At 43.0% G+C, this 14,678-nt stretch carries 12 protein-coding genes and 1 tRNA gene; 8 read left to right on the forward strand and 5 right to left on the reverse strand.

The window, feature by feature from the left end:
- Positions 1–324: PD-(D/E)XK nuclease domain-containing protein (locus HMPREF9009_RS21700; RefSeq protein ID WP_049703246.1), on the forward strand; the 324-nt coding region annotated here is incomplete at its 5' end.
- A gap of 88 nt (positions 325–412) precedes the next feature.
- Here HMPREF9009_RS21700 and HMPREF9009_RS21705 read toward each other — a convergent pair.
- Positions 413–589 (reverse strand): histone H1, encoded by a 177-nt coding sequence (locus HMPREF9009_RS21705; protein ID WP_004301965.1) that lies wholly within the window; start codon positions 587–589, stop codon positions 413–415.
- 147 nt (positions 590–736) lie between these two features.
- On the opposite strand from HMPREF9009_RS21705, the gene HMPREF9009_RS21710 reads away from it, so the two are divergent.
- From HMPREF9009_RS21710 to HMPREF9009_RS21730, 4 genes are all read left to right on the forward strand, one after another.
- Positions 737–1,384 (forward strand): AlbA family DNA-binding domain-containing protein, encoded by a 648-nt coding sequence (locus HMPREF9009_RS21710; RefSeq protein WP_004314088.1) that lies wholly within the window; start codon positions 737–739, stop codon positions 1,382–1,384.
- 40 nt (positions 1,385–1,424) lie between these two features.
- The gene (locus HMPREF9009_RS21715; protein WP_049703247.1) at positions 1,425–2,813 is read left to right on the forward strand and encodes an alanine/glycine:cation symporter family protein; all 1,389 of its coding nucleotides are present in this window, start codon (positions 1,425–1,427) and stop codon (positions 2,811–2,813) included.
- Positions 2,814–2,924: 111 nt separating this feature from the next.
- On the forward strand, positions 2,925–3,557 hold the full coding sequence (locus HMPREF9009_RS21720) for a hypothetical protein (protein WP_004314086.1): 633 nt from the start codon (positions 2,925–2,927) through the stop codon (positions 3,555–3,557).
- A gap of 485 nt (positions 3,558–4,042) precedes the next feature.
- Positions 4,043–6,184, forward strand: coding sequence for a KamA family radical SAM protein (locus tag HMPREF9009_RS21730; RefSeq protein WP_049703249.1), 2,142 nt, complete (start codon positions 4,043–4,045; stop codon positions 6,182–6,184).
- A 116-nt stretch (positions 6,185–6,300) separates the two neighbouring features.
- On the opposite strand, the gene HMPREF9009_RS21735 is transcribed toward HMPREF9009_RS21730, so the two are convergent.
- The 4 genes from HMPREF9009_RS21735 to HMPREF9009_RS21750 form a co-directional block, all read right to left on the reverse strand.
- Positions 6,301–7,614, reverse strand: coding sequence for a nucleobase:cation symporter-2 family protein (locus HMPREF9009_RS21735; RefSeq protein WP_008644291.1), 1,314 nt, complete (start codon positions 7,612–7,614; stop codon positions 6,301–6,303).
- Positions 7,615–7,768: 154 nt separating this feature from the next.
- Positions 7,769–8,476, reverse strand: a complete 708-nt coding sequence (locus HMPREF9009_RS21740) for a nucleoside-specific channel-forming Tsx family protein (RefSeq protein WP_008021077.1) — start codon at positions 8,474–8,476, stop codon at positions 7,769–7,771.
- 73 nt (positions 8,477–8,549) lie between these two features.
- Positions 8,550–10,145: a SusD/RagB family nutrient-binding outer membrane lipoprotein gene (locus HMPREF9009_RS21745; RefSeq protein WP_049703250.1), complete on the reverse strand. Its 1,596-nt coding sequence runs from the start codon at positions 10,143–10,145 to the stop codon at positions 8,550–8,552.
- Positions 10,146–10,160: 15 nt separating this feature from the next.
- Positions 10,161–13,292, reverse strand: a complete 3,132-nt coding sequence (locus tag HMPREF9009_RS21750) for a SusC/RagA family TonB-linked outer membrane protein (protein WP_049703428.1) — start codon at positions 13,290–13,292, stop codon at positions 10,161–10,163.
- Between the two features lie 108 nt (positions 13,293–13,400).
- Here HMPREF9009_RS21750 and HMPREF9009_RS21755 point away from each other — a divergent pair, with 108 nt between their 5' ends.
- The 3 genes from HMPREF9009_RS21755 (at position 13,401) to HMPREF9009_RS21765 (ending at position 14,547) form a co-directional block, all read left to right on the forward strand.
- Positions 13,401–13,979 (forward strand): uracil-DNA glycosylase family protein, encoded by a 579-nt coding sequence (locus tag HMPREF9009_RS21755; protein ID WP_049703251.1) that lies wholly within the window; start codon positions 13,401–13,403, stop codon positions 13,977–13,979.
- Between the two features lie 76 nt (positions 13,980–14,055).
- On the forward strand, positions 14,056–14,409 hold the full coding sequence (locus tag HMPREF9009_RS21760) for an arsenate reductase family protein (protein ID WP_004308288.1): 354 nt from the start codon (positions 14,056–14,058) through the stop codon (positions 14,407–14,409).
- A gap of 65 nt (positions 14,410–14,474) precedes the next feature.
- Positions 14,475–14,547, forward strand: a tRNA-Trp gene (locus tag HMPREF9009_RS21765).
- Positions 14,548–14,678: the final 131 nt, after the last annotated feature.

Genomic DNA, 14,678 nt, shown 5'->3' on the forward strand with positions numbered 1-14,678 from the left:
GGATTTACGTTGGCTATGACCGCACAGAACCGTTTCTATCGCCCTATCTCCGAACAGGAGAATCAGGAAGGATATGCCGACATCTTCATGTTTCCCTTACTGGATATTTATAAAGACATGCTCCATTCCTACATTATCGAACTGAAGTATGCCAAAGGAAAGGATAGTGATGAAAAGGTGGAGCAACTCCGACAAGAGGCTATCACACAAGCCAACCGCTATGCCGCCAGTGAAACGGTGCAAAAAGCAATCGGAACAACGACGCTGCACAAAATTATAGTCGTTTATCAAGGGATGAAAATGGTGGTGTGCGAAGAAGTTTAAAGTTCGTATATATTTTCATGTATTATAATAAAAGAGGCTGTCTAACAAGTTTAGACAGCCTCTTTTGATATCTTAGTAGTCTTCTAAATTATTTCTTAGAAGCTTCCAAAGATGCTTTACGGAATTCTTTCATTGCTTTTTCGATTTCCAAAGAAGCTTTACGAGCGCGAGTTCCTGCTGCTTTGTTACCGTTTTCGATCTGTGCGTTAGCATCTTTTGAGAAGTCAGCATACAGAGCTGCTACCTTTTCTACCAATTCTTTCATAATCCTTTTATTTTTTTCGTTAATAATGTGCCGCAAAAATACACTGTTTCCCGAAATAAAAGCATAAAATCAATATTTTTTTTGAAATATTCTTCGAAAAATATCTAAAAAAGGGGCTTTTCACCATTTTTACCTACCTTTGTAGCCATGAAACTGCTTACAGATACCGATTATATACATGCATTGATTGCTGAAGGGGAGCACCAGCAACAGGACTTTAAATTCGAAATTTCCGACGCACGCAAAATTGCCAAAACACTCTCGGCTTTTGCCAACACGGACGGAGGAAGATTACTTATTGGCGTAAAAGACAATGGAAAAATCGCGGGAGTACGCTCCGAAGAAGAAAAATATATGATTGAAGCCGCCGCACAACTTTATTGCGTGCCGGAAGTGGAATACACATTGCAAACATATATAGTGGAGGGACGGCAAGTGTTGGTAGCGACCATCGAAGAGACTCCGCATAAACCGGTTTACGCCAAAGACGAAACCGGGAAACCTCTAGCCTATCTCCGCATCAAGGATGAAAATATTCTGGCAACACCTATACACCTCCGTGTATGGCAACAGAGCGACAGCCCCCGTGGCGAACTGATCCGTTACACCGAACGTGAACAGCTCCTGCTCGAACAACTGGAGCATGGCACTTTACTTTCACTCAACCGCTACTGTCGCCAAACCGGACTTTCACGACGTGCCGCTGAACATCTGCTCGCCAAATTTGTTCGTTATGATATTGTGGAACCCGTATTCGAAAATCATAAATTCTACTTCCGAATAAAAAACGAATAACCACAAACAATACTTAATATTTGACACTTAATACTTAACTATGACCTTTATCAACGAGATTAACGACATACTCTGGACCTATATCCTGATTATCATGTTATTGGGATGTGCTGTCTGGTTCAGCATACGGACACGCTTCGTACAATTCCGCATGATTCGCGAAATGATCGTACTGTTAAGCGAATCTGCGGGCAAAGGGAAGCAGGGAGAGAAACATGTATCTTCTTTTCAGGCATTCGCTATCTCTATCGCCAGCCGTGTGGGTACGGGAAATCTTGCGGGAGTGGCTACCGCCATCGCTATCGGCGGTCCCGGAGCTATTTTCTGGATGTGGGTCATCGCACTGTTAGGGGCTTCGAGTGCTTTCATCGAGTCTACCTTAGGGCAATTATACAAAATACGCGGAAAGGATTCATTCATCGGAGGTCCTGCCTATTATATGAAGAAGGGATTGAAACAACCGTGGATGGGAATGCTTTTTGCCATATTAATAAGCATCACTTTCGGTTTTGCTTTCAATTCTGTACAGAGCAATACCATCTGTGCTGCTGCGGAGCATGCTTTCGGGGTCAATCATATTATATTGGGAGGGGTACTGACATTGCTGACGTTGGTTATCATCTTCGGAGGTATTCAACGCATTGCCCGTGTCAGCAGCATTATCGTGCCGGTTATGGCATTGGGATATGTGGGGCTGGCGCTGGTGATTGTTATACTCAATATCACTCATTTACCGGGTGTCATCGCTCTGATTATCAGTCATGCTTTCGGCTGGGAACAGGCACTGGCAGGAGGAGTCGGCATGGCATTGATACAAGGTATCAAGAGAGGGCTCTTCAGCAATGAGGCCGGTATGGGATCGGCTCCGAATGCGGCTGCCACGGCTCATGTCAGTCATCCCGCGAAACAAGGATTGATACAGACTTTGGCAGTATTTACGGATACATTATTGATTTGTACTTGTACGGCTTTTATCATTCTGTTTAGTGGTGCTCCGCTGGATGGATCGACCAATGGAGTGCAGTTGACTCAACAGGCATTGACGAACGAGATCGGTTCTTCGGGCAGCGTCTTCGTTGCTGTGGCTCTTTTCTTTTTCGCTTTCAGCAGTATTCTGGGAAATTATTATTACGGGGAGGCCAATATCCGCTTTATCACTCACCGGAAGTGGGTGCTTCATGGTTACAGGATATTAGTAGGCGGTATGGTGCTCTTCGGTTCACTTGCCACATTGGATATGGTATGGAGCTTGGCAGATGTCACTATGGCATTAATGGCTATCTGCAATCTGATCGCTATCCTCTTCCTTGGAAAATATGCGATCCGCCTGTTAAATGATTACCGGGCGCAAAAGAAAGCCGGTATCCAAAGTCCTGTTTTTAAGAAAGAGTCTATGCCGGACATCGAAAAGGACTTGGAATGTTGGTGAAAACCAACTGTTTTTGTACCTTTGCACGGAAATTGACAGATGGTAGTTATATTATATACCTTCCACGCACTCAAATAGTAAATTGTAAATTGTAAAATTGTAAATATAACAATGGGCTTATTTGGTTTATTCAAGAAAAAATCCGATGAAACGAAAGTCGGCAATGTAGAAGATTTCATTTCACTGACCCGGGTGTATTTCCAGTCAGTGATCGCCACAAACTTAGGTATCACCAATATCCGATTCTTGCCGGACGTAGCTAACTTCAAACGTTTGTTTAAAGTGCCTACTCAAAACGGTAAACTGGGATTGGCCGAAAAGTCTGCGTCACGCAAAATGCTAATGCAGGATTATGGCCTGAATGAGAATTTCTTCAAGGAAATCGACGCTTCCGTAAAACGTAACTGCCGCACTCAAAATGATATTCAATCTTATTTGTTCATGTATCAGGGATTTTCTAATGATCTGATGATGTTGATGGGAAATCTGATGCAGTGGAAGTTCCGTATGCCGTCGATCTTTAAAAAGGCTCTGTATGGCATGACGCAGAAGACGGTGCATGATGTTTGCACCAAAATGGTATGGAAAGCGGATGATGTGCATAAGACGGCTGCGGCTATCCGCCAATACAAAGAGCGTCTGGGATACTCGGAGCAGTGGATGACGGATTATGTGTATAATATCGTTCTACTTGCCAAGAAGGAACCGAAACGGAAGGATGACGACACGGAAACAAAAAAATAAGTCGCGTTAAATGTTAGAAAAGCGTAAAGATTAATATGATAGAGAAAGCGGGGGTTTTGTACTTCCGCTTTTTTTGTTATCTTTATGTACTTTTTTCTTTTGTCTTGATACAAAAGAAAAAGTACCAAAAAGAAAAAATCAAGGCTGCGTCTGCCCGGCTACTCCGGTTTCATCCCCGGCTAAAGGGCAGAAACTCGCTTCGCTCAAACAGTCTGCCCTTCTTAACGCCGGGAATGAAACCTCCGCTTGACGCCGTGCAGACGAGGCCGGGAGGCCATGCGGCGTGGAATGCTATGCAGTGTAGAGTGCTATGCGGTGTGATTGTGTATTATGTTGCGCTTTGATGATTATGTTGGTAGGTTATGGATGGAGAATACTTAGGGGATGAGATGCTGTTCGGGATTTGAGACATATAGTTCGGGGAGAAGGGAGGTCGTTCAAACTTAAAATGCTTATTATATAATTTAAAAATTGATAGATTGCTTATGAAACAAAAGAAAATGCTTACACTTACTTTTTCACAGTTGAAACAAATCTATGGTCAGGAGATTCCGGAGATAGTGGAGATAGCGGATAAGAGCTCTACTGTTGAGGATTTCAAGGCTGGAATACTGCGGTTGTTGGAGACTTGCAGGATAGAAAACGAAGCTGCGGAGGAGGCGAGGGAGCAAATTCGACTCTTACTTGATTATGATGGGCAAAATGTTCATGAACTGTCTACGGGACAGGATATGTCAGTACAGACTATTCGGCTGCTTTATGAGTTTCTGACGGGGACGTTGGAGAATATGGAGATGCCGACGGATTTGTTTATTGAAATTTTTCAGATGTTTAAACGGTTGAAGGGAGAAGTTATGCCTTTGCCGTCACCGCAGCGTATCAAAAGTCGGAATGACCGGTGGGAAACCGGACTGGATGAAGAGGTACGGGAGATACGGGATGAGAATAAGGAGCGGATGTTGCACTTGCTGATTCAGAAGATTGAGAACAGGAAGTCGAAGCCTTCGGTTCGTTTCCACTTTGAGGAGGGAATGAGTTATGAGGAGAAATACAGGTTGGTAAGTGAGTGGTGGAATGATTTCCGCTTTCACTTGGCGATGGCTGTGAAGAGTCCGGGAGAACTGAATCGGTTCCTGGGGAATTCTCTTTCTTCGGAGACGATGTATTTGCTTTATCGGGCACGGAAGAAGGGGATGCCGTTTTTTGCGACTCCTTATTATTTATCGTTACTCAATATTACAGGATATGGGTATAATGATGAGGCTATCCGGAGTTATATTCTGTATTCGCCACGATTGGTGGAGACGTATGGAAATATTCGTGCGTGGGAAAAGGAGGATATTGTGGAGGTTGGTAAACCTAATGCTGCGGGATGGCTTCTGCCGGACGGACATAATATTCATCGCCGGTATCCGGAGGTGGCTATTCTCATTCCTGACACGATGGGAAGGGCCTGCGGGGGACTTTGTGCTTCTTGCCAGCGGATGTATGATTTCCAAAGCGAACGGTTGAATTTCGAGTTTGAGTCTTTACGTCCGAAGGAGTCATGGGATCGTAAGTTGCGCCGGTTGATGACTTATTTTGAAGAGGATACACAGCTGCGGGATATTCTGATTACAGGGGGCGATGCGCTGATGAGTCAGAATAAGACGCTTCAGAATATTTTGGATGCGGTGTATCGGATGGCGGTACGCAAGCAGAAGGCAAATCTCGAACGACCGGAAGGAGAGAAATATGCGGAATTGCAACGGGTACGGCTGGGGTCACGGTTGTTGGCTTATTTGCCGATGCGTATCAATGACGGATTGGTGGATATTCTGCGGGAATTCAAAGAAAAGGCTTCGGCTATCGGGGTGAAACAGTTTATTATCCAGACTCATTTTCAAACACCGCTGGAGGTCACGCCTGAAGCTAAAGAGGCGATTCGGAAGATTCTTTCTGCCGGATGGATTATCACGAATCAGTTGGTATATACAGTGGCTGCTTCGCGTCGGGGACATACGACACGGCTTCGCCAGGTGCTCAATTCATTGGGCGTGGTATGTTATTATACTTTCTCGGTGAAGGGATTCAATGAGAATTATGCAGTATTTGCTCCCAACAGCCGTTCGATGCAGGAACAACAGGAGGAAAAGATTTATGGTCGGATGACACTGGAACAGGCGGAGGAATTATACAAAATATTAGAGACGAAAGTCGGAACGGAAGAGGAGACGAAAGAAGATGTTGCCAAGCAATTAAGACATTTCATGAGAAAACATCATTTGCCTTTCCTTGCTACGGATCGCAGTGTATTGAATTTGCCGGCTATCGGTAAGAGTATGACCTTCCAATTGGTGGGACTGACGGAAGAAGGAAAACGGATTCTACGCTTCGAACATGACGGCACTCGTCATCATAGCCCGATTATCGACCAGATGGGACAGATTTATATTGTAGAAAATAAATCACTGGCCGCTTATCTGCGCCAATTAGCCAAGATGGGAGAAGATCCGGAAGATTATGCTTCTATCTGGAATTATACGAAAGGAGAAACCGAACCTCGCTTCAGTCTTTACGAGTATCCTGATTTCCCCTTCCGCACTACTGATAAAATGAGTAATTTAGAAATAAGTAATAAGTACTAAGTATTAAGTAATAAGTATTACCGAAGCTGCTGGATAATACCTGCTATTTGATACTTGTCGATTAATACTTAAACTTGTTGATTGATACTTGTCGGTTAATACTTAATACTTATTCATCATTCTTTTACACGTATTACTATATTTGCAATAATTGCAGTTAGGCCTCCGGTGGTGATCCCTGAAGAGAAGATACTTCGAATTGCTTCCGGGGCTTGTTGTAATACGTCCGGCATTAATTCTACTCCTAGGCCTAAGGAAAGGCTGACTGCTAATACCAGAGTTTCTTTACGGCCTATTTCTTGTGAGGAGATAATACGGATTCCTGCCGCTGCTACTGTACCGAACATTAGTAAGGTTGCACCACCCAATACAGGATCGGGCATTAAGGAGAATACGGCACCTACAATGGGAAATAATCCCAAAAGAACGAGCATTGCTGCGATATAATAACCGACATAGCGGCTGGCTACTCCGGTCAGTTGGATAATACCGTTATTCTGTGCAAAGATGGAGTTGGGGAAAGAGTTGAATATACCAGCGAGGAAGGAATTGAATCCATCTGCCATTACTCCACCGGAAACTCGTTTCAAATAGGAATCTCCTTCAATGGGAAGTCCGGAAATCATAGAGTTGGCAGTCACGTCACCTGTTGCTTCGATGGCAGTTATCAGGTAGACCAGACCAATGGCTATGAAAGAAGACACATTGAAATCAACACCATATTTAAAAGGTTGGGGAATATTAAAGCTCATCAGCATTTCTACATTCAATGCACTCATATCCACTTTTCCCAAAACAAATGCCAAACCATAACCCAGACAAAGTCCGAGTACAATGGAACTCATGCGCAGGTATTTGTTCCCACAACGGTTGAAAAATAAGACGCTAAGAAGTACCAGTGCTGCAATAGACAGGTTTTTCCAGGTAGCAAACGTACCGTTATCCATAGCTGCATATCCACCTCCGCAAGATACGATACCTACTTTTATCAGGCTCAATCCGATAAGCAGTACGACAATACCGGAAACCAGCGGAGTGATGATATTACGCAAATATTTGAATGTGCGGCTGACAATCATTTCGATAGGTGCGGCAGCCATACAGGAACCGAAAATCAACGGCAATCCGCCTACCATTCCTGTGGCGATGATAGGACCGATAAAAGAAAAACTGGTTCCCTGGATGCAGAGCAGCTTTGCTCCTATCGGACCGAAACGACGGCATTGTATAAAGGTAGATACTCCCGAAGCAAAAAGGGACATGGAAACTAGAAAGCTTGTCTTTTCTACATCCAGTTTCAAGGCACTCGCTATGATAAGCGGCGGTGTGATAATTGCCACGAAAATAGCCAAGAGATGTTGTAAAGCCGCAAACAGGGCGTCTTTAAAAGGGGGACGGTCTTCTACGCCGTAGATTAAATCAGTTTTCATTTAATAGGTTGTTCTATATATTTTGTAAGTTCCACAAAGGGATAAACGGAGATTCCTCTGAAGTTCGGATTCTTTTAGCCTGACTTCTTTTTACTCTATTTCTTTTAACTCGCTTTTTAATCCGTTTTTTGGTTCGATTTTTGGTTCGATTTTTTTAGTTCAGCGTCCATTTCAGAGCAAGCGTCGGGATCACATAAAAGCCATCGCGACCACCGAAGTTATTGCTCAATTCGACTTCGGAGCCAACGCTTAGATTGAAGTTTTTATTTACTCCCTTGATTTGATTCAGGTTTACCCAAAATTGTGGTTCGGAGAGGAAGATAGTCTTTCCGTAGTTCGTTTCTTCACGCCACCAGTCGGCAAAGCCGGAGAAAGTGAGCAGGTTACGGCAGAAGTTTACGTACCATGTACCTGTCAACTGGAAGTTGTTGGGTGATGAGTGTTTCTGAATATACTTATACATGGCGGTCAGTGTGAAGCCTTTGGAAAAAGAAGCATTATTAAAGGTATACGTGGCTCCTGCCAGATAAGCATTTTTATAAGACATACCTTTGGATAATCCACCGTTATATTCAAGATGCGCAGAGAAAGGACCTTTCCAGAATTTCACTTCACGGGCTATTTCCCAATAAGCAGCAGCGACACCTTCGGAGGTATAATCCATATCGACAAAGAAATAAGTACTTCCCCAAGTATCAGGATGAAACTTCTCTACTGTGGAAGTTAACAGCGGACGACCTTGCAAATCTTTATCATACAAAGAACGTCCAAAATCATAATGTAACTGGATGTTTTGCGCCTGCAATCCCGGTACGGCAGAGAGCAACATACAAAGGAAAAGAGCAGAGATAATCTGTTTCATAAGTAAATGTGTTTAAATGAAGATGCAAAAATAGTTAAAGCTACACATATAAACACACTACTTTTATCTTTTTTTATTCCAGGTTATTATTTCCCGTGTCCCACCAAAGCCTTGTACCTCCATGATCGTTTCCTCCTAAAGCTTCCACAAGCGCGGAATATTGTTCCGGGTCTTCCGTCTGTAAGGTACCGGGGAAGTTTAGACGGCGCACCATAATCTCCGTGTCGATAGAACCGTTTCTGCTATGGTTGAATCGTACGGGAAATAAACGGGGATACCCTGTTCGTCTTTGTTCTGCCCAAGCTTCGCAACCTTCCGGAAACATAGCAATCCACTTCTGCGTAATGATCTTCTCCAGTTTCGTTTCCTTATCATCCAGCGGATTCCATTTGGGAGAGACTTTACAACGGGCCTCTATATTATTTTCTTCATCATACGTGTCTATAAAGTCGGAGGCGGTCTGTTCACTTTGCAGATAATCTTCTACGCCATAGATTCCCCATTGATGGAAAGAAGTAGTTACACCGTTCTGATAACAGGTTTCTTCATCTTCATCCGTCCACCCGCGCAATGCAGCTTCGGCACGCAGAAACCAAACTTCCGAAGCAGTCATCAGAGGCGCATCGGTGCTTTGCTTGACAAACAGCTTCGACAATCCGGAATAATGACTATGAGCAAAACATGTCCCCTGACGAATTCCACGATATTGTCCTTTCAGGGTTTCATCCGTACAGAGTTCGAAATAAATTCCAAGACGGGGATCATTATATCCCACCAAGATTGATTCCATATTCGCACTCATGTAAGTTTCATTCCACACACGATTAAGTTCTCCCAATGGATTGGTATATCCGGATTTGGTAGAAACAACAGCTCCGCCTGTTTCCGCTTCAAAGAAGCCGTAATCGTTTTCTTTTATTTTCTGTATTTCAGCACGTGCCTTATCGGGGGCAACAGAGGCAATACGCATAGCTAGACGCAAACGCAACGAATTGGCAAACTTTACCCAGGAAGGGTATTTACCATCCAACAAAATATCAAAACGTGCAAATCCATTGAATTCCGGTTTCTCCTCTATATAACCGGTGAGGGCAACCACGGCAGAATCGAGTTCATTGAAAAACTCATAATAAACATCTTTTTGTTTATCAGGACGGTAGTGGTTTTCTGCATTCGCAAAATTCTTATAAATGATGGGACCATAATAATCCGTCACACGATGCATGGCTTCTACCTTTAATATTTTCGTGATCCCGAACAAAGCAGGATGTGTATTCCGGGTAGCATTCTCCGATTGGTATATCTGCGGGAAAATATAAGAATACATATGCGTCCACATGGCGCTGTTCCAACCATCCTGCATATTATAGTCGGAATTATGCGAACCTCCGTTCAAGGGTTTACCGTCATGCATATATCCACCAAACATATCTGCGTTCAGATTCTGTATCAGCTGGAAAGGCCAGTTCTTCCCTTTTCCGAAATCATAATTAAAATAAATACCCTGCTGAATAATGCCCAAACGGATTCCATAACCATTGTCGTCAATAATCAGGTCATCATCCGTGATTCCGGACAAGTCGGTATTGTAATCACGGAAATTACCGGTACATGCTACAGAAAAGAGCAGTAAGCCCAGCAAGTATAAATATACATATTTTCTCTTCATTTCTCTCTCCTACCTTTAAAATTCACATTTCAGAGTAAAGCCCAAACTACGGGTCGTAGGCATTCCGAATACTTCAATCCCTTGGTTATCATTCCCGGTGGAAAGTACCAAATCCGGATCAAAAGGAGCTTTCTTATATAAGAAACATAGATTGCGGGCCACAAACGAAAGCTGCACATCTTTCAGAACCTTCGTTTTTTGTATCCACTTCTTTGAGAAATTGTAGCTCAACGATACTTCGCGTAACCGTAAATTAGTGGCATCATACATATAATACTCTGTCACTCCGGCACGCCCGCCCACTACATTTTTATAGAATCCTTTCACATTATCGATCTGCTGACCTTCAAGCATCACATATCCTCTGTCGCGTGCATCAGCCGTAATTTCCGATACGCCATAGAGATCCATTTCCGCTTGTGTCTGCGAAAGGACTTTTCCTCCGTAACGCCAGTCAAGCAGGAAATAAAGGCTGAATCCTTTGTAAGAGAATGTGTGATCCCATCCCATCATAAAGACAGGGTTGGCATTTCCTACTTTCACCGTATTTCCGTCACCTTCCACCAATGGAAGTCCTTTGTAATCTCCTTCTGTTTCATAAACAATGTTTCCTGCGGCATCACGCACAAAGGCTTTACCATAGATATCACCGATAGAACCACCTTTCACCAGTTTCATTGCATAACTGGAAGAAAAGCTCGTAGGTCCGTAGACCAATTCTTTCAACTCGTCGTGCAGCTTCACGATCTTATTCTTGTTGGTAGAGAAGTTGATGGAAGTTTTCCAGGTGAAATCAGAAGTCAGTATCGGAGTTCCGTTCAGTGTCACTTCCCATCCTTGGTTTTGGATATTCCCAGCATTTACATATCGGAAAGCATACTTGTCACCTGCAAGAGCAGGAAGTTTGAAGAACTGATTATAAGTGTTGGTACGATAATAGGTCAGATTGATTCCTAACCGATGTTGGAAGAATCTCCATTCCGTTCCGAATTCCATGGCATGAGTCATTTCCGGCTCCATATCTTTGAAAGGAGCGGCATCATTTGCCTGTATCTCGCCACCGGCACTGATATGCGAAGCGGAATTAGTGACAAATACAGGAATATCGTTCCCCACTTTACTATAGGCACCACGCAGTTTCGCAAAAGAAATCCATTCGGGCAGCTTCACCCATTTATCAAGCAATATGGAAAGACCAACGGAAGGATAAGCAAATCCCGCTTTCTCATGTTCAGTATAAGCCAAGGTTGATGCCCAGTCATTACGAGCTGTCAAATCAAGAAATAATTTTTCCTTGTAGCCAATCTGTGCTGTACCGAAAATAGATTGAAGCTGACGATGCTCATCTATTTTCTGGTCAATACTGGCAGAACTGTTCATGATGATATTGGCAATATTAAATACATTAGCAAACTTCAGAGAAGCATTCTTGGAATCATAACGGGTCGAGTTTCTGATTCGATCATTTATACTACCGCCAATAGCCGCATCCAGTGTAAAATCTCCCCAGGTTTTCTTAAACATCGCCATGACATCACCATACATCTGCGTTTCCTGATAATCCATTTCAATATATCGACCGTTCGCTCCACACAGGGCAGTAGCGGTAGACGCATAGAATTTCTGACGCAACTTGTCAGCCCAGTAGTCCATGTTGCCACGAGCTTGAATAGTCAACCAATCATTTATCTTAAAGTTTGCCGAAAGGGAAAGGATAATGCGCGTACGCGTTTCTTTACTTTGTATACGGTTCACTATCCAATATGGATTCTGTTCGAAGTCTTCGGTAAATGTATGCCAGTTTTGCACATTCAAATTCCGTTCTTCGTCATAGGTTTCAAAATGGTCTTTATAATAAGACAGATTCTCACCACGAGGAAAACGATAAAGCCCTACCAACGGATTCATATAAAAACCTCCCGATACCGGCTTATTCTCAACAGTCTGTTTCATTACATTCACATTACCATCCAGTTTCAAACGTTTGTTGAACATGGTAGCTGTTTCGCGTAGGTTTATATTATGTTTCTTCAGCTTGTTTTTATCCATAATCCCCTTTCCAGTGGTGTTGGCATAGGAGAAATAAGTTTGTAGAGTTTCATTTCCATAGCTGACGGACACAGAAGTCATTGAGGTCAATCCGGTACGGAAAAAATCATTCAGGTTATCATGAGCCGTCAGATTATCTTTCTCACCCCAGCTGTCTACCACATCACTGACACCGTAACGATTTTGCATTTTAGGCAGGCTGAATGCTTTCTCGAAAGTTAGTCCTGTAGAGAAATTAATATTCCTTTGCCCGACAGAATTCCCTTTTTTAGTAGTGATAAGAATGACCCCGTTAGCAGCCATGCTACCATATAAAGCTGCTGCTGGAGCACCTTTCAAGATACTGATGCTTTCCACATCTTCCGGGTTCAGGTTAGAAATCCCATCTCCTCCATCACGGTTGCCGGCATTCGCCGTACCTCCAATAGCCGAATAAGCCTGCTCGGAAGAGGTATTCGACATCGGCACTCCGTCTATCACATACAGCGGTTGATTATCACCGGACACCGAACGGATTCCCCGGAGACTGACTTTGGCAGACCCTCCCATTCCGGAAGAGTTTTTATTGATTTGTACACCGGCTGCTTTTCCCGCCAGGGCAGTAATCATATTTATTTCTTTTATACGATTCAGTTCCTCACCTTTGATTTTCTGCGCAGAATAAGCCAGTGTAGCTTCATCCTTTTCAATTCCCAAGGCTGTTACGATGACATGATCAAGCATCACCGCGTCTTCCTGAAGGCGTATTTCAAGCATAGTCCGACCTGTCACATTGACTTCTAAAGTCTTGTAACCTACAAAAGAAACCTGCAAGACAGCACTATCCGGAACAGATAAAAAGAATCGTCCATCAATATCGGTCACAGTACCATTGGCTCCCCCTTTCTCTCGTATTGTAGCACCGATTAGTGGTTCACCATAGACATCAATAACACGCCCTCTCACGGTATAATTGTCAGAAGGAGTTTCTATCGTCCCTCTTAACAGTTGTTGCTCCGAAGCATAACAATTCCCACCCTCCAGGAAAAATAAGCTCATTAAGAAACAACTTACTAAAATTTCTTTTTTCAATGATATAATAAGATATTGTTTGTTCATCACGCCGCAAAAATAACTAAATATTTTAAATCTAGCATTTTTTCTCATTGATTTTGAGGGAAATAAACATTATCACTATTTTTGTGCCAAATTAAAAATGAAAGAAATATGGAAATCGAAACACATCCGTTAGAACCGTTTCTTCCTGCGAAATCAAAGCTACTTATGCTAGGAAGTTTTCCGCCACAGAAAAAAAGATGGTCGATGGATTTTTATTATCCAAACCTAAACAATGACATGTGGCGTATATATGGAATCTTATTCTTTAATGATAAGAATCACTTTCTGAATTCAACACTAAAATCGTTTTGTCGTGAGCAAATCATAGATTTTTTGAACGAAAAGGGAATTGCCCTGTTTGATACCGCTTCATCCATCCGCCGGTTGCAGGATAACGCATCGGATAAGTTTCTCGAAGTAGTGGAGGCTACCGATGTAGCAGCATTGCTGCGACAACTTCCCGAATGCAAAGCCATCGTCACTACCGGGCAAAAAGCAACGGACACTCTCCGACAGCAATTCGAAATAGAAGAGCCGAAAGTAGGCGATTACTCCGAGTTCGTTTTTGAAGGACGCGCCATGCGGCTTTACCGGATGCCTTCATCATCAAGAGCATATCCACTGGCATTGGATAAGAAAGCAGCCGCTTACCGGATTATGTTTCAGGATTTGCAGATATTGAGGTGAGGTTTAAGTGGTAAGTATTAAGTATCAAGTATTAAGTGTTAAGTATTACATAGTAAGAATTAAATTATAAATGAATATAGCAACATTATTTTTGCAGTACCCGGCATGTAGCACATGCCAGAAAGCCAAGAAATGGTTAACAGAAAATAACATAGAGTTTACAAACCGATTAATTGTAGAAGAAAATCCTACGGTTGAAGAATTAAAAGCATGGATTCCGCGCAGCGGTTTACCGGTGAAGAAATTCTTCAACACGAGCGGATTAGTATATAAAGAGCTGAAACTAAGCGAGAAGCTGCCTGCTATGAGTGAGGAAGAACAGATAGCACTATTGGCTACGAACGGTAAATTGGTGAAACGCCCATTGGTAGTGACAGACAGCTTCGTTCTGGTCGGTTTTAAGCCCGATGAGTGGGAAAAATTAAAATAATTCAAAACTTATTTACCCGAATGTTTGGAGATTCAGAAGTTTCTACTACCTTTGCAGCCGCAAACACGGGAGTAGCTCAGTTGGTAGAGCACCGGTCTCCAAAACCGGGTGTCGGGAGTTCGAGCCTCTCCTCCCGTGCAGAGTTAAATAGCTGTAAACGATAAGTTTATGGCTATTTTTCGTTTTAGGTCAGACGAATTTCGGACGAAATTAATTATAGTGACGGTATCCGGCAAAGATAGTGACGGTATACAACAGTGATAGCGTCA

It is taken from the genome of Bacteroides sp. 3_1_13 (genome assembly GCF_001185845.1).
GTDB lineage: Bacteria > Bacteroidota > Bacteroidia > Bacteroidales > Bacteroidaceae > Bacteroides > Bacteroides xylanisolvens.